The 22,862-nt window shown below is 41.2% G+C and carries 24 protein-coding genes; 19 read left to right on the forward strand and 5 right to left on the reverse strand.

The window, feature by feature from the left end; genetic code table 11:
- Positions 1–148 precede the first annotated feature (148 nt).
- The 3 genes from fsa to BMW98_RS19935 are packed head-to-tail and all read left to right on the forward strand — an operon-like array spanning position 149 to position 1,753.
- A complete protein-coding gene (gene fsa, locus BMW98_RS19925; protein WP_090261212.1) occupies positions 149–805 on the forward strand; it encodes a fructose-6-phosphate aldolase in 657 nt (218 codons plus the stop codon).
- 52 nt (positions 806–857) lie between these two features.
- Complete coding sequence (locus BMW98_RS19930; RefSeq protein WP_090261344.1) at positions 858–1,061, forward strand: fructose-6-phosphate aldolase; 204 nt, start codon at positions 858–860, stop codon at positions 1,059–1,061.
- Complete coding sequence (locus BMW98_RS19935; RefSeq protein ID WP_090261214.1) at positions 1,061–1,753, forward strand: cell division ATP-binding protein FtsE; 693 nt, start codon at positions 1,061–1,063, stop codon at positions 1,751–1,753. Before BMW98_RS19930 ends, BMW98_RS19935 begins: the two co-directional genes overlap by 1 nt.
- A 397-nt stretch (positions 1,754–2,150) precedes the next feature.
- On the opposite strand, the gene BMW98_RS19940 is transcribed toward BMW98_RS19935, so the two are convergent.
- The 4 genes from BMW98_RS19940 to BMW98_RS19955 form a co-directional block, all read right to left on the reverse strand.
- A complete protein-coding gene (locus tag BMW98_RS19940; RefSeq protein WP_090261215.1) occupies positions 2,151–2,720 on the reverse strand; it encodes a hypothetical protein in 570 nt (189 codons plus the stop codon).
- Complete coding sequence (locus tag BMW98_RS19945; RefSeq protein ID WP_090261217.1) at positions 2,710–3,270, reverse strand: RNA polymerase sigma factor; 561 nt, start codon at positions 3,268–3,270, stop codon at positions 2,710–2,712. The genes BMW98_RS19940 and BMW98_RS19945 overlap by 11 nt, the downstream gene beginning before the upstream one ends.
- A 111-nt stretch (positions 3,271–3,381) precedes the next feature.
- Positions 3,382–4,080, reverse strand: coding sequence for a tetratricopeptide repeat protein (locus BMW98_RS19950; protein ID WP_090261219.1), 699 nt, complete (start codon positions 4,078–4,080; stop codon positions 3,382–3,384).
- A 17-nt stretch (positions 4,081–4,097) separates the two neighbouring features.
- Positions 4,098–5,522, reverse strand: coding sequence for a CCA tRNA nucleotidyltransferase (locus BMW98_RS19955; protein WP_090261222.1), 1,425 nt, complete (start codon positions 5,520–5,522; stop codon positions 4,098–4,100).
- A 160-nt stretch (positions 5,523–5,682) separates the two neighbouring features.
- Here BMW98_RS19955 and BMW98_RS19960 point away from each other — a divergent pair, with 160 nt between their 5' ends.
- From BMW98_RS19960 to BMW98_RS19995, 8 genes are all read left to right on the forward strand, one after another.
- Positions 5,683–7,296, forward strand: coding sequence for a CTP synthase (locus tag BMW98_RS19960; protein WP_090261224.1), 1,614 nt, complete (start codon positions 5,683–5,685; stop codon positions 7,294–7,296).
- A 10-nt stretch (positions 7,297–7,306) separates the two neighbouring features.
- Positions 7,307–9,136 carry a membrane protein insertase YidC gene (gene yidC / locus BMW98_RS19965; RefSeq protein ID WP_090261227.1) on the forward strand — a complete coding sequence of 610 codons (1,830 nt, stop codon included), beginning with the start codon at positions 7,307–7,309 and terminating at the stop codon, positions 9,134–9,136.
- A gap of 84 nt (positions 9,137–9,220) precedes the next feature.
- Positions 9,221–10,327 (forward strand): hypothetical protein, encoded by a 1,107-nt coding sequence (locus BMW98_RS19970; protein WP_090261229.1) that lies wholly within the window; start codon positions 9,221–9,223, stop codon positions 10,325–10,327.
- Between the two features lie 56 nt (positions 10,328–10,383).
- Complete coding sequence (locus BMW98_RS19975) at positions 10,384–11,046, forward strand: hypothetical protein (protein WP_090261232.1); 663 nt, start codon at positions 10,384–10,386, stop codon at positions 11,044–11,046.
- Positions 11,047–11,150: 104 nt separating this feature from the next.
- Positions 11,151–13,475: an ethanolamine ammonia-lyase subunit EutB gene (gene eutB, locus BMW98_RS19980; RefSeq protein ID WP_090261234.1), complete on the forward strand. Its 2,325-nt coding sequence runs from the start codon at positions 11,151–11,153 to the stop codon at positions 13,473–13,475.
- A 75-nt stretch (positions 13,476–13,550) separates the two neighbouring features.
- The gene (locus BMW98_RS19985) at positions 13,551–14,243 is read left to right on the forward strand and encodes a hypothetical protein (protein ID WP_090261236.1); all 693 of its coding nucleotides are present in this window, start codon (positions 13,551–13,553) and stop codon (positions 14,241–14,243) included.
- Between the two features lie 5 nt (positions 14,244–14,248).
- The gene (locus BMW98_RS19990; RefSeq protein WP_090261238.1) at positions 14,249–14,782 is read left to right on the forward strand and encodes a hypothetical protein; all 534 of its coding nucleotides are present in this window, start codon (positions 14,249–14,251) and stop codon (positions 14,780–14,782) included.
- 76 nt (positions 14,783–14,858) lie between these two features.
- The gene (locus BMW98_RS19995) at positions 14,859–15,494 is read left to right on the forward strand and encodes a biopolymer transporter ExbD (protein WP_090261240.1); all 636 of its coding nucleotides are present in this window, start codon (positions 14,859–14,861) and stop codon (positions 15,492–15,494) included.
- Between the two features lie 87 nt (positions 15,495–15,581).
- On the opposite strand, the gene BMW98_RS20000 is transcribed toward BMW98_RS19995, so the two are convergent.
- Positions 15,582–16,874, reverse strand: coding sequence for an aminotransferase class V-fold PLP-dependent enzyme (locus BMW98_RS20000; RefSeq protein ID WP_090261242.1), 1,293 nt, complete (start codon positions 16,872–16,874; stop codon positions 15,582–15,584).
- Between the two features lie 395 nt (positions 16,875–17,269).
- Between BMW98_RS20000 and BMW98_RS20005 the strand changes: the two genes are divergently transcribed.
- From BMW98_RS20005 to BMW98_RS20040, 8 genes are all read left to right on the forward strand, one after another.
- A complete protein-coding gene (locus tag BMW98_RS20005) occupies positions 17,270–17,914 on the forward strand; it encodes an RluA family pseudouridine synthase (protein ID WP_245733661.1) in 645 nt (214 codons plus the stop codon).
- 75 nt (positions 17,915–17,989) lie between these two features.
- Positions 17,990–18,469 carry a glutathione peroxidase gene (locus BMW98_RS20010; RefSeq protein ID WP_090261246.1) on the forward strand — a complete coding sequence of 160 codons (480 nt, stop codon included), beginning with the start codon at positions 17,990–17,992 and terminating at the stop codon, positions 18,467–18,469.
- On the forward strand, positions 18,462–18,902 hold the full coding sequence (locus BMW98_RS20015) for a MarR family winged helix-turn-helix transcriptional regulator (protein ID WP_090261247.1): 441 nt from the start codon (positions 18,462–18,464) through the stop codon (positions 18,900–18,902). The genes BMW98_RS20010 and BMW98_RS20015 overlap by 8 nt, the downstream gene beginning before the upstream one ends.
- A 37-nt stretch (positions 18,903–18,939) precedes the next feature.
- Positions 18,940–19,191 (forward strand): hypothetical protein, encoded by a 252-nt coding sequence (locus tag BMW98_RS20020; protein WP_090261249.1) that lies wholly within the window; start codon positions 18,940–18,942, stop codon positions 19,189–19,191.
- A 4-nt stretch (positions 19,192–19,195) separates the two neighbouring features.
- Positions 19,196–20,848 (forward strand): glycoside hydrolase family 18 protein, encoded by a 1,653-nt coding sequence (locus tag BMW98_RS20025; protein ID WP_090261251.1) that lies wholly within the window; start codon positions 19,196–19,198, stop codon positions 20,846–20,848.
- A 10-nt stretch (positions 20,849–20,858) separates the two neighbouring features.
- Complete coding sequence (locus BMW98_RS20030) at positions 20,859–21,113, forward strand: hypothetical protein (RefSeq protein WP_090261253.1); 255 nt, start codon at positions 20,859–20,861, stop codon at positions 21,111–21,113.
- Positions 21,114–21,251: 138 nt separating this feature from the next.
- Entirely contained in the window at positions 21,252–21,830 is a 579-nt protein-coding gene (locus tag BMW98_RS20035) for a Pvc16 family protein (protein WP_090261255.1), read from the forward strand.
- Complete coding sequence (locus BMW98_RS20040) at positions 21,830–22,858, forward strand: hypothetical protein (RefSeq protein WP_090261257.1); 1,029 nt, start codon at positions 21,830–21,832, stop codon at positions 22,856–22,858. Before BMW98_RS20035 ends, BMW98_RS20040 begins: the two co-directional genes overlap by 1 nt.
- Positions 22,859–22,862: the final 4 nt, after the last annotated feature.

Genomic DNA, 22,862 nt, shown 5'->3' on the forward strand with positions numbered 1-22,862 from the left:
TGTTTAGTATAATTTTTTATTGTTTTTATACAATCACAAATTTGAGGTTTAAACACATAAATCTTACGATTCAAACATATGCTACAGTACTGCCTGAAAATGACAAAAAACACTAGCTTTGTGATAAACATAAACCCAGGAGCAAATCATGAAATTCTTTATTGATACCGCCAACTTAAGTGAGATTCAAGAAGCTTACGATTTAGGAGTTTTGGATGGTGTAACCACCAACCCATCGTTAATGGCCAAAGAGGGCATTGCCGGCCAAGCAAACGTAATGGCACACTACAAAGCCATTTGCGATATTGTAGATGACAACGTAAGTGCCGAAGTTATTGCTACGGACTACGAAGGCATGATTAAAGAAGGAACTGAACTAGCCAAAATCGATGATAAGATTGTAGTGAAAATTCCGATGATTAAAGATGGGGTTAAGGCAATTAAGTACTTTACCAACGAAGGAATCAGAACCAACTGTACCTTGGTATTCTCTGCTGGCCAAGCTTTGCTAGCTGCTAAAGCAGGTGCCTCTTACGTTTCACCATTCATTGGCCGTTTAGACGATATCTCTTACGATGGCCTTCAGTTGATTGAGCAGATTGTAGAGATTTATGACAACTACGGTTTCTTAACCGAAGTATTGGCAGCTTCTATTCGCCACACCATGCACCTCATTCAGTGTGCCGAAATTGGATCTGACGTGGTGACTTGCCCACTAAAAGTAATTACCGGATTATTGAACCATCCGTTAACCGATAAAGGATTAGCGCAATTCTTGGCTGATCACGCAAAGGCAAATGGATAAAACATTAACAGAAGCTTCGGGTTATTCAACTAACTCGAAGCTTTTTGACAAAATGTATATCATCAAGGTAAAAGGAAAGGCTAAAATCCCAGATTATATTCAGTTACGAGATGAGAATTTTGTGCTGATAGCCTATTTCAGAGCTGACCGTCCATTGAAAAAACTAGAAAAATATGGACTAGACGGAAAGGAAGTTGCGTTGAAAGAAGTAATCGATAACTTGCCTTTTGGTAAACTTCAAAAACTAGAACTTTAATGTCATTTTCCGGAGAACCCATTTTAGATATTCGCGATGCCAGCATTTTTCAGGAAGCGAATACCGTACTCAGCAACATCAATTTGCAAGTAGGCAAAGGTGAATTTGTTTACCTAGTGGGACGAACCGGAAGTGGTAAAAGCTCATTGCTGAAAACACTTTATTGTGACCTGCCACTTAGAATGGGGAGTATTAAAATCACAGGCTTTCAAATAGAGTCCATTAAGCGTAAAGATGTGCCCATGCTGCGTAGAAAACTGGGCATTGTTTTTCAAGACTTTCAATTGCTACCCGACAGAACTGTAGCCGAAAACATCTTTTTTGTAATGAAAGCCACCGGCTGGAAAGACAGGGCAAAGATGAAATCGCGTATGCAAGAATTGCTTATGAAAGTGGGACTAGGTGCTGTTTCAACTAAATATCCGCACCAGCTTTCGGGTGGCGAGCAGCAGCGTGTAGTAATTGCCAGAGCCTTGGTGAACGAACCGACCCTACTGATAGCCGATGAGCCAACAGGAAATCTGGACCCTGAAGTGTCGGATGGTATCTTTAAAACCTTCGAATCTATTAACAATAGTGGAACAGCCATATTGATGGCTACACATGATTTTAAGTTAATAGAAAACTATCCGAAGCGTACAATCACTTGCATTAACGGGCAGCTAGAAGACTCTGCTGCGGTAACAGCCTAAGCCAATCACACCTCGTTATTCAGAGCGCAGCGAGCTTGCCTGCCAAAGGCAGGGTATCCCCCATCGGCCTTGCAACTAATTAGCAGTTGGTTGATACGTGAATTAGTTATCGGTATATCAGTTAACCAGAAAACAGGAGTCAGCAACCAACAGCTAAATGTCAATTGCAAATCTACCATTCGTACATCCTCGTTACAAACGAGGATGAGAATACTGTAACCTCCCACTCAAACTTGTCCCGTAGGGACTAGCCATGGGTAGCCTAAAATCGTACAACAACCGTTGTGCCTTTAGGTACAAAACCAATTAAACATATCCCTCGAGATTTGTTGGTGACAACACCAACAAAGGCGAGAAATCGACCATTCGCACATACTCATTGTAAACAATGATGAGATCACATACTCAACTCCACGTTGTTGTTTTTGATCTCTTCCGGCAGCTTATTCTTCTCCAAAATATCGAGCTGACTATTGATGAGGTGGAGCCTTTGGCGTAGCAAGTGCATAAGCCTGTCCATTACCTCTGGCGATGATTGATTTTCCAGAAAGAACTCGCGCATTTCCTGATACAGTTTGTCCAACTCGGCAATATCAGCCTCCAAATAATTCAGCGCTTCTTGCCCCTTCAATTCTTCGTTTAGGCGTTCTTTCTTTTTATTAATTATAGAGGTATAAAAAACCTCCATGTCTTTAAAGGTATCCACCTGGCTCATTTCTTCGGCTAATGGTTCTTCAATCAAACCTCCGCTAGCCGTGAATTTATCTACCATTAAAAAAGTAACGGCAGCAAGCAATACGACTACCGCGGCCTTCCAATACCACAGCATCTGAGGAGCATCCTTTTTTGTCGCTACAGGCTCCAGCTCATTGGCGATGCCACCCCAAATTTTATCATTTGGCTCTGCTAAATCGAATTGTTCTTTATTCGCAGTTACAAACTGTTCTAATTCATCCTTATCCTGCATACTTCAATTCCTCCTTCAAAATCTCTCTTAACTTCTTTTTAGATCGGTTGAACTGGGACTTAGAAGTAGACTCCGTTATTCCCAACACCTCTCCTATTTCTTTGTGGTCGTAGCCCTCAAGTAAATAAAGGCTTAAAACCATTCTATAACCTTCTGGCAAAAGCATAATACCCTGATTAACCATTGTCACATCGTAAGTTAAATCTCTATCGTTTTGTTGCTCTACCAGCTCTTCTTCGACCCCATGGCTCTCCAAAGGCTCAACTTCAAGCCTTCTCTTATTCACCAAGTTAATGGCATTGTTCACCACAATTCTTTTTAGCCAACTACCAAAAGAGGCCGTTCCTTTGTAAGACTTCAACTTTCTAAATGCATTTACAAAAGACTCTTGCAGCACATCTTCAGCATCCATTTGATTGCCCGTAATACGCAAGGCGGTATTGTACATAGCCTTTGAGTAAAGCTTGTACAACTCGTATTGCGCTGCTCTGTCTCCTAACAAGCAACGGTCTATTATTGGCTGATGAATGTTCTGGTATCCGGTTTCCAACGTATTCAATTCGAGCTAAAGACAGCCCCTTTTCTTAAGGGTTGCATGTAGAAAGATAAGCATAAAAAAAGCACCTTAAAAGGTGCTTCAATTTCTTGATATTATAAAGAATTAACCTTTGTCTAATTCTGCCAAGCTGCTTTTAGCTGCATCAAAATCAGGATTAATGGCCAATGCCTCATTAAAAAGCTTTCTTGCTTCTTCTTTATTTCCTTGCGCAGAAAAAACAAGTCCCTTTAAGTTCTTAAGTGCTGCGCTAAATTTAATTTCCTGCACATTACCATCACTCTTGCTCAAAGTCACTGTGCTTTCGTCAGTGATCTTTGTCGCTAGAATATCAATATTGGTGATAGCCTCAGTATATCTTTTAATTGAATACTGAAGATATGCCATTTGATACAACACATTATTGTCATCGGTGGTTAACCAAAGTTTTTCATACTGCTCCAAGGCCTTGTCGTAAAGTCTTAGGTTCTCATAACTCAAAGCCTGAATTTCTATCCCCACAAGGCTATTTGGATATATTCTGGTAATATCGGCCGCAGCCATTGCACTAGAAACGTACTGCTGATTGTTATAATAAAGCTCGGCTAAGCTTCTGAGAATGCCCGTATCTCGTGGTGCTAAAATCGACATATCGACCAAAGCCTGTTTGGTCAAAGCGGCATCGTTGTAGCGCTGAGCTCTTTGGTAAACCGCCATAGCTTTAGCGTATTCGTTCGAAACATAGGTACTGTCTTGCGCCAATGCGGCTACTTCAGCACTTGCTAATAGCACAAGGATAAACCCAAAAAGTTTGATTCTTTTCATTTTAATAGTCTCAAGATTTATTTCAGAGGATTAACAATTTTCAAGCCCTTTTCCCTACCGATCTTCTCCATATAACCGTAGGCTTCTTCGAATTCATTTTTAATCTGACCGTCCAATACGGCTTCTTTCAATGCTTCCTTAATATCACCAACATCACGACTAGGCTTTAAGTCGAAAGCCTTCATTACCATGTCGCCAGTAATAACGGGCTGGAAGTTACGAATTTTATCCTTTTCCTCTACTTCCCGCATTTTTTCTTCTACAATATCGAAGTTGCGCAAGAATCGCTTGACTTTCGCATTGTTTTTAGAAGTAATGTCTGCGCGACAAAGCATCATTAAGCCATCAATATCATCACCTGCATCGAACAGTAAGCGCCTAATGGCCGAGTCCGTAATTTCATCTCGCACCAATGGTATGGGCCTTAAGTGTAGCCTAACCAGCTTTTGTACTAGTTTCATTTCTGGCCCCATTGGTAGCTTCAGCCTTCTAAAAATCCCAGGAGTCATTCTAGCGCCCTTATCCTCATGGCCGTGGAATGTCCAGCCTACTTTTTTATTGAAGCGCTTGGTAGCAGGCTTCGCTATATCGTGCATAATGGCAGCCCATCGCAACCAAAGGTCATCGGTATGCTCGCTGATATTATCGAGTACCTGTAGCGTATGGTAGAAATTGTCTTTATGCGACTTATCATCCTTGGTTTGCACACCTTGCAGCGCAGCCATTTCAGGAAAAAACTCGTGCAATAGCTTGGTATGAAAAAGGAGTTTGAAACCGTATGAAGGCGTTTTCGAAAGAATGATTTTATTCAGCTCCACAATAATGCGCTCTTTCGAAACGATCTTAATTCTTTCGCGCATAGCGCCAATTGCCTCAAAGGTGTCGCCATCAATGTCAAAATTGAGCTGGCTGGCAAACCTAATGGCACGCATCATTCTTAGCGGATCGTCTGAGAAAGTGCGCTCTGGTTCGAGCGGAGTGCGAATGAGTTTCTCCTTCAAGTCTTCCACCCCATTAAATGGATCGACAAGTTGACCGTAATTCGATTCATTTAAGCTAACAGCTAGCGCATTGATGGTGAAATCCCTTCGGTTTTGGTCATCTTCTAAGGTTCCATCCTCTACAACTGGCTTGCGCGAATTACGACTGTAAGACTCTTTTCTGGCACCTACAAACTCATATTCGTTATCACCATCTTTTATCATGGCTGTGCCGAAGGATTTAAAAACCCCAAAGTGCTTATTGCCGCCAAGCAACTCATGAACAGCTTTGGCTAACTCCACCCCACTGCCCACGCACACAAAGTCGATATCTTTAGAAGGACGCTCCAATAGTAAATCACGCACATAACCTCCCACCACATAGGTTTCTACGCCTAATTTTTCAGCGGCTTTAGCTACAATTTCAAATATTGGTTCTTTCAGCTTTTCCTTCAAATTCATTGCCCCTCAGGTATTAAACAGCCTGCAATTTAGTAGTAAATAAGAGGTGGCGCAAAGCCACGGCAAATTCAATCGTTAAAGTTTGAAATATTCGTAAGCCTGATTCTCCGAAAAGTCTTACCTTTGTACCCCATAAGTTAATATCGCTTCAATAGTACTTATGGCATCTGCAAAATATATTTTCGTTACCGGTGGGGTAACATCATCTTTAGGCAAGGGAATTATTGCCGCATCACTAGGTAACTTACTCCAAGCCAGGGGTTACCGAGTTACCATTCAAAAGTTTGACCCATATATCAACATCGACCCAGGAACACTGAATCCGTACGAGCATGGCGAATGCTACGTAACGGAAGACGGTGCCGAAACCGACTTGGATTTGGGCCACTACGAGCGTTTTCTGAATATTCAGACTTCGCAGGCCAATAACGTTACCACCGGCCGAATTTATAACAACGTAATTACCAAAGAACGTAGAGGTGATTACCTAGGAAAGACCGTTCAGGTGATTCCGCACATTACAGATGAAATTAAACACAATGTTTACCGCCTTGGCGAAACTGGTGATTACGATATAGTAATTACAGAAATTGGTGGTTGCGTTGGCGACATTGAATCACTTCCTTTTATTGAGGCAGTACGCCAAGCCAAATTCGAAGTTGGCGAAAGCAACTGTATAGTGGTTCACCTTACTTTGGTACCCTACCTAAAAGCCGCCAAAGAGCTTAAAACTAAGCCAACACAGCACTCGGTAAAGCAATTATTGGAAGCAGGTATTCAGCCGGACATTTTAGTTTGCCGTGCCGAAAAATCTATTCCTAACGATATAAGAAAAAAGCTAGCGCTTTTCTGCAACGTTCAATTGAACTCGGTAATTGAGGCATTGGATGCAGAAACTATTTACGATGTGCCTTTGCACATGCGTAAAGAAAAGCTTGATGAGCGCGTTCTCACCAAACTTAGACTTCCTCACAAAGAGCAACCAAACATTGACGATTGGAGAGAGTTTTTGGGCAGACTTAAAAACCCTACCAACGAAGTAACTATTGGTTTGGTAGGAAAGTATGTAGAGCTGCCTGACGCTTACAAATCAATTGCCGAAGCATTTATTCATGCAGGAGCTCACTTGGAATGTAAAGTGAACATTCAATGGATTTCTTCAGAAACCATTAACGCCAAATCTGCCAGAAGAAGCTTAAGCGACTTAGACGGAGTTTTGGTAGCGCCAGGCTTTGGTGAAAGAGGTATTGAAGGAAAGATAGAGACCATAAAGTACGTTCGGGAGAACAATATTCCGTTCTTCGGTATTTGTCTTGGAATGCAGTGCGCAGTTGTAGAATTTGCCCGAAACGTTTTGAATTTGGAAGGAGCAGCTTCTACAGAGTTGAATAAAGAGACACAACACCCAGTAATTGACCTAATGGAAGACCAAAAATCTATTGAAGATTATGGTGGCACCATGCGCTTGGGTGCATATGACTGTAAGTTGGCAAAAGGCTCAAAAGCTTATTCTGCATATGGAAAAGCTAAGATTCAGGAGCGCCATAGACACCGTTACGAATTCAACAACAACTATTTAAAAGACTTCGAAAACGCAGGAATGAAAGCAGTAGGCCTTAACCCAGACTCTGGCTTGGTTGAAATTGTAGAAATTCCTGAACACCCATATTTTGTAGGCACGCAGTTCCACCCAGAACTGAAAAGTACCGTAATGAACCCACACCCAATTTTTGTGAGCTTCATTAGTGCCGTGGTAAAAAATCAGAGAAAATAATTTTGTGAAGATGGATAGAAATCAGGCGATAGGCCTTGTTTTAATAGCAGGTATTTTAATTGTTTATTCGGTCTTTTTTAGGCCGCCTGTAGAGGAGCAACCAATAGTTGCCACCGACACTACAGAGGTTGCTTCAACAAACCCAGGCCAAGTAACCACTAGCCCTGAGCCAGTTGTGGTGCAAGACACCAGCGCGGCCAAACTCACCGAAGAGTACGGTGTTTTTGCTACTGGTGCAATTGGCAGCAACCAAACCTTGAAAGTAGAAACTGATGTAGCCATCTATACTTTCTCTAACAAAGGTGGTCAGATCAAATCTGTGGAGCTCAAAGACTTGAAGTCGTACAATGGCGATCCATTGGTATTGACTTCTGCGGAAAACAGTGCACAGCAATTGATTGTACCGACAGTAAAAGGTAACATCGACCTTTCTGAGTTGTACTTTACCACCTCAGCTTCATCTACTACTATTAGCGAAGAGGGTACTACACAAGTAGTTTACACCCTTAACACTACAGATGGCGGAAGCATTGAGTTTGTATATAACATTACGGCCAACAAGTACGACTTGGGCTATAAAGTGCGATTCAACGGTTTAAGCAATAGCATTATTGGTGATGAAGTAACCCTTAAGTGGTCGAAGGCCATGAAGCGTTATGAGAAAAACCTTGAGGATGCACGCACCAAAACCACCATTAGCTACTACACGGTTGCCGAAGATTTTGAAGAGCTAAAGGCTACTTCTAAAGATCCTCAGACTGAAACAGTGGCAGAGCCAGTTCGTTGGGCCAGCTTTAACCAAAAGTTCTTTAATGCCGGTATTATTGCCGAAAAAGGCTTTAAGGCTGTAACCATGAACACAGCCATACCTGTTACAGATACAACCATTGTTAAGGCCGGAACAATTGATGCTAAAATTAGCACTGCCGACCTTTATGAAGGTGCAGACTTCACCTACGTTTATACGCCTAAAAAGTACCGTACGCTAAAGAAAATCGGTTACGATTATCAGGAGAACGTGTACATGGGATACGCGCTAGTAAGCTGGGTAAACAAGCTGATTATTGCACCATTATTCACCTTCCTAGAAAAACACATTGGCAACTACGGTATCATTATCATGATCATCGTGTTTGTAGTTAAGTTGGTATTATTCCCGCTTACGCGAAAGTCTTACCTCTCTATGGCTAAGATGAAGGTGCTTAAACCTGAGCTTGACAAGATTAAGGAAAAGGTTGGTGACGACATGCAGAAGCAGCAGCAAGAGCAAATGAAGCTCTACCGCGAAATGGGCGTAAACCCACTCAGCGGTTGTTTGCCAATGGTATTACAAATGCCAATTCTGTTCGCCATGTTCTTTTTCTTCCCTAACTCTATCGAGTTAAGACAAGAAAGTTTCCTTTGGGCGACTGACCTTTCGAGCTACGATGTGTTGTTCAACTTAGGCTTTACCATTCCTTTCTATGGTTCACACGTAAGTGGTTTCACATTACTAATGACCATCTCTACCCTACTTTACACATGGTCTAACAACCAAGTAAGTACGGTGCAGGGACCAATGAAATCTATTGGTTATGTAATGCCAATCATTTTCATGTTTGTACTGAATAGCTACTCTGCTGGACTTAGCTTCTACTACTTTGTATCTAACCTGGTAACCTTCGGTCAGCAAACATTAATTAGAAGGTTTGTAGACGATGAAAAGATCAGAGCTAAACTGGAAGAGAACAAGAAAAACAGCGGCAGCAAAAAGAAGTCTAAATTTCAGCAAAGACTGGAAGAGGCCATGAAAGCGAGCCAAGAAGCACAACGCCAAAAACAAGGCAAAGGCAAAAAGTAAGGTTCTGTTAAAAACATTATAAAGGGAAGTTCAGCAATGGACTTCCCTTTTTTATTATATTGAATATCAATACACTAACACACAATGCACACCCACTCCAATAAATCTAGCGAAAATAAAAGCCAGGCGGCTGCAAATGCTTCTCCAGTCCAACAAAAGGAGCAAGGCTCTTTTCAGTTTGAGGACAACAGGCCCGAAGCTGCTGCTCAGCTTAAATTGAAGGAAGCAAAGGCTTCTAACCCATCGATTGTTCAGAAACTGGCATTCAGCAAATCAAACAAAGACCTCAGCGTTCCGCAAGACTATTATGATAAGACAATACCAGGCATCACTCCCAAGCACCCGATTGTCAGTAAACTGCCGCAAGATAGCCAGAGCAGTGTTTCGGTTAAAAAATTATACGAAAGCCAGCAAACTAAAGCAGCATTTCTAAACATGGCAAAGCAAGGATTAATGCTATCGGATACCATTAATACCATAAGCCCTAAATCCAATAGCAGTGGGTTAAATCAGGCTACTAACGGTTCGAACGATGGTGAGATAAGAAATGCATTGAAGGATTCCTTTCTCAGTTATAGAAAGGTTTTGGAAGTTAATAGCGGACAATCGTTCTATACTTCCGATGGCGTTCAAAGCGCAAGCCATTTAGGTCTACTCCCATCAGACTATATTCCTGAAGCAGATGATTTGGTTGGTAGTGAAGGAAAAAATATACGGACACAAAAAGATACACAACAAAGGCCTTGGTGGGGCTATGCTTGTCGATTAATTGCTCTAGCTAAGTGCGACACAAGTTTTACAAAAACGAAAGCCCTAACCTCGACTCAACAAATTGCAAACTTAAAGGCGGCAGTTCAAGCCCTGCACGACCATTACTACAACACCAGCAGTAAAGTCATGTATGACGATTCATCCTCTAGTACATCAATTTATAAAGACTGGGGGTATAGTCTGAAGTTTGTGGGGCCATCATCTCTAAACAATCTACCATTAAAAACAGAGCTTTCGTCCGGTGAATATATATTCGACATAACTGGCCATAGCGTAAGAGTAACTGTGAATAAAGATATCACGAAAGGTACTGCACTAACAGACGATAAACTAGATGAGTATTTTACATTTGATTCTGACCATGAAAACTACTCCGATGATGAAAAGACGAAGAAGGTACATTACATATGGAGTAAGTAACCAATCATTCGTACCTACATCAATTCTGGAGATTGAATAACCATAAACTGAACAATATGCACACCCACACCAATAAATCGAAAGAAAGTAAAAGCCAAGCAGCCGCAAACAGTCCAGTTCAGCAAAGTGCGCATGGCACTTTTCAGTTTGAGGATAATAGGCCAGAGACTGTAGCGCAAAGGAGATTAAGTAAGGTTGCTAAAACTAATGGACAATCATCTCAACTAAAGAGTTTACAGGTTAAGCAAAGTAAAAGCAGCCCAATTCAACGACTTGAAAGTGGTGATGATTATTCACACAAAAAACTAGGTAAAGAAGCCGTAGAAAATAGTTGGTGGGAAAAAGATAGCGGAGAATTTTTAGCCCCTCCGGAAATTACAGATGACTACGATGAAGATACTTATCAATACGAAATGCATTACCATCAATACAGTGGAGAGTTAGAAAAAAGTGATGACGAAGTATCAATATCTGGTCACGGAGTTTGGGCTAAAAGCGATAATAAGAGCAGAAGACAGAAATATAATATAACCTCTAAAAAGAATGGAGGCGGACATTGGTATATAGACGAAAGCAGTGCTTTAGGAGACCAAGAGCTAGGCTTTGAAGCTGACAAAAACCCTGACGCTAAAGGAAAGCTATTGGGAGCCTTTGGAGCGTTGAAAGAAATTTTTAAAGACACAATGAACTCAGATGGTGATGATTCGGATGATGATTAGTAATCACCGTCAACCCCAATCGTTTGCCTCACTTTCAAATACTTAGCCTTTATTTCAACTTACAGTTTTGGTATATTCAGTGATTACTTCACTCCTCACTGACCATGAACGAAATATCACGTAAAGAATTCATTACCAAAACCAGTCTTTTTGGAGCCTCTCTTTTTCTTATTAATGGATGTGATATTTGGAGCGAAAGCGAGAACCCCATCGCTGTTGAGCTATCTAAACCCAAAGTAAACGAAGACATTTTTGGCTACATCAACCGAGTAAATGGCCAAATGGATCTAAAATTGTATCGCCAAATTCTTGGAGCAGCTAACGACTTTAAAGAAGGAGACCTTACCCTTGGCATAGCAGCAAAAGATGAAGCTTCGCGTGCTTATGCTCGGAAGCTTTTGAGCCAAACCAAACTAAAAAACATTGACGAAAACATCATTTATAAAGATGGTATTCAGGAATTGATCCATCAGACAACTACGGCAAACAGCGAAATTGAAGACTGGACAATGGGCGAGCTCAAGCAGTTTGTGCTGGAAAAATCCGAAAGCGATATCAAAGCCATTATGCCTAGCCTGTCCAGCGATGTTATCGCCTGTCTGGTAAAGCTCATGAGTAATGAAGAGCTAATTGCTGTTGGACAAAAAGTATTCAACCCGCTACCGAATAGCCAGATTGGGGAGAAGGGTTATATGAGTGCCCGCATTCAGCCCAACTCTCCCACCGACAATGTAGAAGACATCACTTGGCAGGTATTCAATGCTTGGTCGTATGGTGTGGGCGACTTGCTTCTAGGAACTAATCCCGTTTCCAGTAACCCAGAGTCTGTTGCTAAAATTGAAGCCGCACTATTCGATATCCTTACCACATTCGGACTGGAAGAAACCATGCCCAATTGCGTGCTTTCTCACATCGATATTCAAGCAGAAGTAGAGGAAATACAGCCCGGAACAACAGGCATTTGGTTTCAGAGTTTAGCAGGAACGGAAAATGCCAATAAGACCTTCGACCTGACCATTAAAAAAATGTTCGACCATGTGAAGCAACGAAACGGTCGTTACGGACTTTATGCCGAAACCGGCCAAGGTGCCGACTTTACCAACGGACATGGAGAAGGGTTTGATATGGTTATTCACGAGGCCCGAAAGTATGGTTTTGTACGTGCTCTGAAAGCAGAAATGGCGGCAGAAAAACCACATAATGAAACGCCTTGGGTATTTGTAAACGATGTGGCTGGCTTTATTGGCCCCGAAGTTTTCAGAACCAAAGAGCAACTTGTGCGCTGCTGCTTAGAAGATACCGTTATGGGCAAACTGCATGGCCTTACCATTGGGTTGGACATTTGCTCTACCCTCCACATGGACGTAAGTTTGGATGATCTGGCTTGGTGCATTGATGAGGTAATGCCCGCCAACCCCGCCTATCTAATGGCGCTTCCAACCAAAAATGATCCGATGCTCAGCTATCTCACTACGGGTTTCAATGACCATGTGCGAGTTCGTGAAAAGTTTGGCTACAAAGTGAATGACGCCATGTGGGACTTCTTTATATCTATGGAGATATTTGATGAAAAAGGTAAGCCCACGAAGCGCTTTGGTGACCCTACATGGATGTATTACCAATACCGAAAAGCTAAGAATGACAGCCGTAGCCAAGCAGAAATATACGCTGAAGGCAAAGCTGCAATAGCGCAAATTAATGATCGTGGTGTACCAATTGCCGAAGGTTATGGCGAAAACATATGGGACTTAAATGCTGCCTTAGACGAAAAGATTCACCGACTTTATGAAGACTCCAAAGTAAGCCTTTGGACGGAAATGCCTGAAGCATTTGCCGCGGGAATTCCAGCCGCTACCAATATTATTACGGCCTCTAAAGACAGAAAAGACTATGTCTACCACCCAGAATCTGGTGAAAAGCTAACCGAGAAAGCTATTCAAAAACTTGAGGCAATAAGTGCTAAATGGCAAAGCAGTCCCGATGTTCAAATTGTAATTTCGGATGGACTGAATGCGCGGGCTTTGATGGATGAAGGCCACCTAACACCCTTTCTCCAAGGGCTAAAGGCAAGCCTAACAGAAAGTGGTTATAACCTAAGTGATGAGAATATTGTAATTCGCCACGGACGGGTGCGTGCAGGTTACAAATGTGGAGAGGTGCTTTTTGGTGCTTCAGCCAATACCAATGAAACCAAAGGCATTATCCATATTATCGGGGAGCGCCCTGGTTCTGGTCACCATAACTTTTCCGCTTACCTTACCGCTGCAACTGTTGCCACATGGAAGAAAACCGGTACTGTCGACCATAACATCTCTCGCGTGGTTTCGGGGATCTCTGACACCTCGCTCACCCCTGAACAAGCGGTAATCGATACAGTGAAAAACTTCAATGAACTTTACCTCAGCACTAAACTTTTAAGCCCGAGTTGATTCCAACAATCAGTATTCAGAAGGAAAAGCGGTACAATTTTAGTATCTATATACTCGCAATTCACTTCGCCTTATATGAAATACTTACTTCCGCTGCTTGTTGTAATCTTGACCTTTTCCTGCCAAACGAATACCAACAAACAAGTAGATCAAAACTCTACTTCTGCACCTGAAACGACAAGTCTTAGATACCAAACCGACACCCTATTAAATACACAGGACTATTTGATCTTAGGCAACACTTCGAGCGAAGTGGAAGTCATCAAGACAAATCAGATACGCGATTATTCAGGCTATGAAGTATTGGCAGAATATGAGGATGACTTGATTATAGGTAAGGCGGTTTCAAGAGATCAGCTTTCGCTTTTCAGAAAGTTTAACCCTACCGCAAATTTCAAAGACTACCCAGTGGAAGTTTATCACGGTGCATTAGCCGAACCGGACTTTTCTACTGCTCCAGATGCCAAGGCATTTGAATCACGCATAAAAGACGCCTGTAACAATGGGATCAACTTTGCCGGCCATTACACACTTGTTATTTGGGGCTGTGGTGCGCCTTGCCAAACAGGTGTTGTGGTAAACCGAAAAACGGGCGAAATTATTGAAGGCTACCAAACATCTCTTGGCTCCGATTTCAGAAAAGACAGCAAACTGATTATTATGAACTCCGCAGCTATAGACCCAAACACCAACCTTATAGAAATATGCAGCTACTGCACTGTAAGTGAAGAGGTTTGGACAGGGAAAGAATTCAATACAATAAACTAGAAACAATGGCTGGACATGTGAGCAGAACCGGAGCTATGATCCTAATATCAATGCTTCAGTTTTCAGTTCTAATTACTGAGGCATACGGTCAAAATGAAGTCATTAATAAGATCAGAAGTCTTTATAATATCTCACAAAAGGATAAACCAAATTACACCAAAACCACACTGGATGGTTTTTATGAATCAACTGAAGGACAACAAGTAATCGCCTATAAGGATAATAAAGAGGTTTGCTTAATAGAAGTAATTACATTCGGACACACGGGTAAAAGTGAAGAACAATACTACTTCAATAATGGTAAATTGTATTTTGCATTTACCAAAAGTCACAACTATAACACGCCTATTTCCCTACCCAGTTACGACTCCACAAAAACTAGCATCAATGAGCACAGGTATTACTTTTGGGAGAATAAAATGATACGCTATACACTACCAAACGGCACTCAAATGAATATCAACTCATCAGAATTTGCTAACATTGAAGAAGACGTACTAGATAATGCAGTGAAGATATTGAAGCGGTTTGAAAAATAGCTTGATCTCGCCATTCACCCCTATCAACTCAAAAAATGACCAATAAGAAGAAGTTTATAAACCACAATAAGAAGCCATGAAATCATTTCTAGGTGCACTTTTCTCGGTTCTAATATTATCGAATTGCTATTCCCAAACGAATGAGTACGTCAATTGCTGGAAAAAAGCTTATCAATCGGATTTCAACTTTTTAGAAGAACTTGACAACTTAGAAAGACAACTACTATCATTAAAAATCCTTAAAGGCACTTCAGAATGGGATTATAAAAATCTTTCGGAAGATTTATCTAACAGGAAAGTTGATGAACAAAAACTCAAACAAATACCTATTCCCAAATTCATTTCAAAACGGCCCTACCTAGAATGCAACGGACAAACCTACGACCCATTTAAGGACAAGGAAACACTAAAGTATGGCCTACTTTTTTCATTATATTTATTGCGAGCTTCTGAGCAAGCAAAAATTCACATAGAAGTCTCTGAAAATGACCAAATACGATTAAACTCAAAGACAATAAGTCTAACAGAGCTCAAAAATGAGTTATTAAAGAGTTTAGAGGAATTACGGCAGAATGAAATTCCATTTGATGAAATTGTAATTTCATTAGAAGTTGCTCCTGAAGTAAAAATGGGAAAGGTAATTGATATCCAGCAAATTATCAGAGAGCTAAACCTAAAAAACATCCTATACTCTACATCAAACGTAGGGTAATAGCTATTAAAACTTAGTCTTCAGAGTACATCCTTTATTACTTATAATTAGTATTTCACAAAGCATGAATACATTGACAACTAAGAATCACCCCTTGCTCAACTCCTTTATCCCCTCAAGCAGCCTATCAACATCAGCCGTGCTGGTGTAAAGGTTTGGTGTTACACGAATGCCTTCCTCACCTTTGGGTAGCTTACGCTTTACGGTAAACACGCTGTGTTCATCATAGAGTCTTATAATCACATCATCCGCATCCATATTGTGCAGTTTAAAGGTGGCAATCGCACAACTTCTCTTCGGATCGGTCGGTGTTAAAAGCTCCGCATTTTCAATTCCAGCAATCTCTTTTGTCCAATAGTTTTGCAGATAGCGCAGGCGCGCTTCTTTTACCGAAATAGTAACCATATTGTTAAACTCAGCAGCCTTTGGCACTGTCATTAAAGTGGGGAAAGAAAGCGTACCAAAGTGGCCTAGCTTGTTTATCCGTCCCTCTGGCTGGCCAACGTCACCAAACATAGGTTTAAGGCCCTTTATGCGTTCTTTCTTTACGTACATCAAGCCCATTCCAATTGGGGCGCTAAACCACTTATGCAGGTTCACACCCACAAAGTCAGCACCCAAATCAGGAATCTTGAAATCAATATGAGCAAAGCTGTGTGCTGCATCTACAATTACATCTACCTCCTTGCTTTTAGCCATATCGGCAATGGCTTTTATCGGCATTATTTGTCCGGTAAGGTGGATTAAATGAGTAGCAAGTATGCATTTGGTTTTAGACGTAATGGCTTCTTCATAAAGCCGAACAATCTGGGCATCACTCTCCGGATTCATCGGCACCTCAATGCGCTTTATCACAATACCCTTGGTATGCTCCAACATTTCAAAAGCCTCGATCATACTATGATAATCCTGATCGTGAAGGATCACTTCATCACCCTTTTCAAAAGGATAACCTTGAATAAGAATATTTAGCGCTTCAGTAGCATTTCGGGTAATGAGCAACTCCTCCCTATCCGCACCAGAAAATGCTGCTAGCGCATCCATTATCGGTCCGTTGTTCTCACGGTAAAAATCTCTTCTGGCAAAACCCGAATTCTCATTATTCACTTTATGAATAAACTCAGTGTAAGCCTCCACCACCATTTTGGGCTGCACGCCAAAGTATCCATTCTCCAGATTGATCCACTTATCGGTAATGTCGTAATGCGTTTGCTTAAATTTCTTCCAAAAATCCTCATCCTGAATTCTATTTAAGCTGAATTCATCCTTCCATTCCGCCAAACTTTCCTGCGACAGCATTTCTCCCCAACCTTTGGAGTTCATTAAGGGCAATGAAAGTGCTCCGGCTGCAAGCTTCTGAAGTATTGATCTTCTTTTCATAACGAGGGTAAGTTTTTTGGCTTTGAATGATGTTTACAATGTACAACCTAGCAGAAAGGAAATGAACCTTTGATCACTTTCATTCTACGGAAAGGCCATTTTTAACAATTTTGTAACATGCGCTCAAGGTTTGAAAACTCCACTAAAGTGAGTAACTAGCCAGCATCAATATTTATGAGCAACATAGCGTTCCCGCCAACATTACGCCTGCCCGGCTGCAAGAATATGGTGTTAGTATTTTTCATGCTTGCCCTACTAAATCGGCACTAAAAAAGGCACTAAAGAAAAGCCAAATAACCGTAAACGGCACCATTGCTTCCACCGCTACTTTTATAACAGGAGGCGAAACCATTGAACTGTCAATACCGGAAGAAGCCCTTCGCCCAAAGAAAAAATTGATCTTCCCGCTCAAGGTTATTCATGAAGATGAACACCTCGCCCTCATTCACAAACCGGCTGGCATTCTAGTGAGTGGAAATGGATTTATGACCATCGCCAACGCCTTGGATCAAAACTTGAAACAGAGCAGCCAGCCAGATGCTACGCTACCTCGACCAATCCATAGGCTAGACTATGCCACTACGGGGATTTTACTTTGCGGAAAAACCAATAGTTGCATTCGAGCATTGAGTAAGCTGTTTCAAGACAAACTTGTACACAAAACCTACTTTGCCATAGCCATTGGCGAAATGAACACAAGCGAAACCATTAACACTCCTATTGATGGTAAGCCCTCAAAAAGCCATTTTGAAATAATAGAATCGGTATCATCAGAACGTTTCGGAACACTAAATTTGGTGAAGTTGAGCCCAGAAACAGGCAGGAGACATCAGCTAAGAAAACACTTATCAGGCTTAGGCAATCCCATTTTAGGCGATAAAGACTATGGCCAAGAAGGGCTTATACTGAACGGAAAGGGACTTTATTTACATGCCCACTCCATAGCCTTTGAACATCCCGTTGCAAAAGAACCCATAACTTTCGTCTCTCCCCTTCCCGAAAAATTCTCCAAGATTTTTCCTTCGCAAGGAAAATTTTAGAAATCCCTGAACCATTCAGGATACTTCCCAGTTCATAATATATCGCATGCGATATAAAATCAAAAAACACTTCTTATGAAATTCTACGACTTATCTGCAGAAACACCACAAGGCACTACCCTACAAATGTCTGACTTTGAGAACAAGGCGGTTTTGGTAGTAAACACAGCGACCAAATGCGGACTTGCACCACAATTTGAGGGATTGGAAAAACTGCATAAAACCTATCGTGACAAGGGTTTGGTAGTATTGGGCTTTCCTTGCAATCAGTTTGCCGGACAAGAGCCAGTAAAAGATGAAAACATGAGTGAAACTTGTAAGATCAATCATGGCGTTACTTTTCAGCTCACCAAAAAGGTAGATGTAAATGGAAAAGACACACACCCTATTTTCAAATATTTGAAAGATGAACTGGGCGGCACATTAGGCAAAAAGATCAAATGGAATTTTACCAAGTTTTTAGTAAGCCCAAGTGGTAAACCTTACAAACGCTACGCGCCTACCACCAAACCAGAAAAGATTGAGGATGACATCAAAAAACTGTTGAATGCCTAAAGAAGAGTTTAACCCGTTGGCCCTTAAGGAGCAAATTTGCTTTCCTATTTACGCCACCTCTCGCCTAATAACGCGGCTATACCAGCCGCTTTTAGACGAAATCGGGCTTACTTACACCCAGTATTTAGTAATGATGGTGCTGTGGGAAAATGACAACCAAAAAGTAACAGAAATTGGCAACAGACTTTTCTTGAATACAAACACGCTTACCCCGCTGTTGAACAAGCTGATTCAAAAAAAACTGATCAGCAAACAGCGCGATGAATCAGATGAGCGCGCTTTTATTGTGACTTTGAGTGAGGAAGGAAAAGCAATGAAAACCAGTGCCGAGTGCATTCCAGAAAAGCTTGCCCAGTCGGTAGACATACCGCTAGAGGAAGTTGCGCTTGTTAAGTCGGCCATGTGGAAATTTTTGAATAGTGTGAGAGATTGAAAAAATTGCGATATTAGTCTTCTAAACACACACAATTATGGAAGACAAACGCGTACAATTTGTTTTCAGTCTTATATTTCTGATTGCATACCTCGCCCTAATATTTATTGTCCTTTTTCTGGAAACACAGAGTTCCTTTGAAATCAAGCCCGATCATGATTCTATGCTTGGCGAGCTCAAAATACTAATTGGAGTATTAACTGCCGGTGTCGCTCAAATTCTAAACTTTTGGTTCGGCAACAGCAAAAAAGCACAAAAAGAAGAAGTTTCTGAAGAAGAGCAACCTTAGTGCTATGGCCAGTCCATTTACATATAAGGCACTTAAGATTACTACAATATATCTGCTGGCTTTCGGCTTGACGGCACCCACTTTTGCTCAGCAAACACCATCTGACTCAGTACATAGAAAGGTACTGGTTTACGAACTTTTCAATCAGATTTACGCGGCCATTAGGCCAACTGAGCTTAAGTCAGACACGGTTTATAGCGAAGAGAAAATGGCGCTTTTTGGCTGGCACCCTGGCTGGAGCGATCATAACACCAGCAGCTATGACTTCAATGTGCTGAGCGCTTTGGTTTATGCTGAAACCACCATAAGCCTAAGTGGCAATTCATTGGCTTATAACACACCGAACTGGACATCGCCTCAAACCTCGGCACTACTTACCACGGCTTTAAACGCTGGCACCGAGGTTTACCTATCCATCAAATGCTTGGATACAGATGCCATGGAAGTACTCTTTACCGACCAACAAGCTCAAGCAACTGCCATTAAAGAAATAATTGCCTTAACTAATTCACAGGGTTCACCCCTCAATGGTGTTTGCTTAGTTTTTGAAGGTGTTAATACTTCATTGGGAAAACAATACATGAGTTTTATTCAAAAACTCTCAATTGCCCTAAAGTCAGAAAACAAAAAACTTACGCTTTCGCTACCGGCCATTCCACGAAGCGCTATTTATGATTTCAAAGTACTAAATACCTTTGTCGATAAGTTCATTATTCAGGCTTACAACTATCAAGAAAGGCACAGGCCATCGGCAGTGGCTCCTCTCACCGAGGGCAACTTCAACATTAGCAATACGGTGAATGCTTACCTGTACCAAAACATACCTCCTCAAAAGCTTATTATTACCCTGCCTTATTTTGGTGCTGTTTGGCGCCAAGGCATTGAAGGTATCAATGCAACTTTTGAATGGGTAGGTAGAAGAAACTATGCTGGACTGAGAGCAGATATTGGCACCGCAAAAGTGAGTTATAATGCCGATACTACCGATGCTATTGTCCGTACTAAAAGAGATGGACTCTACTACATCTACCATTTTGATGATGACAAGACACTTGCAAAGAAAATAGAATGGATAAAGGCCAAAAATCTAGACGGAATGGGTATTTGGGCACTGGGCTACGACACTGGTAGGCCTGAATTATGGAATACACTACGAGCAAACATTTCAACAGGATTTATTAAGTCAACACAAACTATCGCCAAAGTAGATACTGCTAAAACTGTAGACATTGACAACCTAGAAGCAAATGCCACAGAAAAACTCAACAAGTTACTCACTGATGCAAAACATGTTATTCAGCAAAAAGAAGTGCTATTTACAATTGGCATACTGCTCCCCTTTTTCTTGGTTATCGCAATACTAGTAACACTTGTAAAGCCAGAAGTGTACGAAAAGCTATTCATCACAGACTTCTCTCTTTTTTTAAAGCTTGCGATGTTCTTGGTGGTGCTTGTAGTTGTCTGTATTACAGTATCGAACTTTGTTTTTGAAACTGACCCCACGATTGCCAACCAACTAGAGCCTTATGCCAATGAGCCTGTATTGGTGAGTGGTTTTATAAATGCTCAAATCATAAAATATGGTTTTTTAAGCATGCTATTACTATGCCTTTTAAGCTGGAAGGTTTTTTTAAATTTCAATAGAGACACACCTTAACCTGCTGAATATGGAAAAATTAAAAGCGCTTTTTGCCAAGCAATTTATGTGGCTAATTATGGCTTTCGTCTTGGCTTTTCCCTTGGCACTAATTCCAATGGTACTCATACAGAACTTCATAAAAGACTATTCTGACTTTATAAACAGAATCGACAATCAGGTTGTCATACTCTATGTCGTTTTTGTACTCATTTGCTTTATTGGGCTTATCCTTATTCGCTTTTTATCATCGCTGATTAAAATATTAATAGGTACAAAAGCATAATTCGCTTTACACGCATTTTTACGCGTTTCATCCTCAGTACTAGCACTTAACATCAGCCTTGTTGATTTTTTGAATAATTATTAATTAAATTACTCGGGTAACTGCCCAAACAGTTGCACACACTAAACACACACAACCTTGATTGAACACGCACTCACTATCTCCGCGAGAGAGGTTAACCAGTTTCTTCGGCTCCGTTATGATCTTAACGAAGACAAGGTGCTGTCTGGGTCTCTCATCAGTCAAGACGGTTCCGTTAGCATACAAGATGAAAACAAGGTTATTCTTACTCTTGTTGATATTGAGCAAGAAACTACGCTAAAAAACGGGTCTAGGTATCACGAAACGCCAAACGGAACAACTTTTAAATCTCCCGACCTTCACCTTAATTTATTCATTCTGCTTTCGGCCTATTTTAATCCGCTCAACTACACCGAAGCATTAAAATACTTATCGGCAGTTATCTCCTTTTTTCATGCTAAACCGGTGTTCAACACCAGCAATTCTCCTGAATTGATTGGAACCGGCATTGACAAATTGGTATTCGAAATTTTCCATCAAGATTCAAATGGAAAGAATAATCTATGGAGCACTTTGGGCGCCAAATACATGCCCTCTATTCAGTATAAAGTAAGAATGCTCACCATCTCTGACGCTTCTATCAGACAACAGATTGATGGCATTCATAATGTGGGACTAGACAAAAACATTCCTTAATGCTACTCCAATACAACATATTGAGCCAAGTAGCATTTCGCCATGATTATTTCCACAATCAAAGGCTTAATAGTTTGGAATGGATTCCTAGCAAGGCAACTGAAAGGCTAGCGAAAAACTGTGGTCTACTATTTAAGCCTGCAAAAGACACTCTAAAGATATTGGCTAGCACAGATGCTGACAATAATAACCAGTTAAGCGATTGGTTGAGAGAAGACTTCTCACTTACCTTCCTTATCCGCTTCAACGAGCCATTTTGGTCCAACATTAGCGAAGTTTCAAAACCAAACAACAAGTGTTTCTACTTTACCAATATTGATAAAGACGCTACTAGTGAGGTTTTACTTCACCAAAATGAGTTGGTTACTAGCGAAGACTTGGTAGAACCGGTTAACCAACTCATCTACACATTGGGAACTGCCGAGAGTGGGGATTTCAAGATAGTACAAGGAATTAATGGTGAAGACTGCTCCTCCGCTATAAAGCAAATCGACAACCAATACATACTAGATACCAAACCACTTGACGAAGGTATTTACAACCTAACACAAGGAGAAACACTGATAAAAAAGCTCTTTATCAGCAAGCAGGCAGGCCAGTTTGATGCCGTTTGCCACTTGGCCTTTTCAAAAGATTTTGGTGACACAATTAATGCCGACTGGACCTGGAATTTTAAGTCATTCAAAGTTCAGTTTGGCACCAAGGCAACCTATTGGAGGTACTTTCTTCCATACGAAAAAATGGAAGACTTAGAAGGCATTCAAATAATCAATGGCATTAAAGACCAGGTTTTTAATACGGGCGAAAAGGTAGCCATTCAAGAAAGAGATATGATCCAGTTCACCTCTCTTTCGCCCATTAAGCTAGAAGAAAAGAGGGAACGAGGCTTTCAGTTAAGAAAGAATATGGGGGTACAGAACAAGTCGGAAGGCGTGGTAATTAGCAGACTGCCCGAGCCGGAAAAAACAAGTCTTTACCGAGTAGATGAGCAAGGAAATAAATACACAGAAATATACATCAATCTTTAAATCG

The sequence above is a fragment of the Roseivirga pacifica genome (assembly GCF_900111145.1).
Lineage (GTDB): Bacteria > Bacteroidota > Bacteroidia > Cytophagales > Cyclobacteriaceae > Roseivirga > Roseivirga pacifica.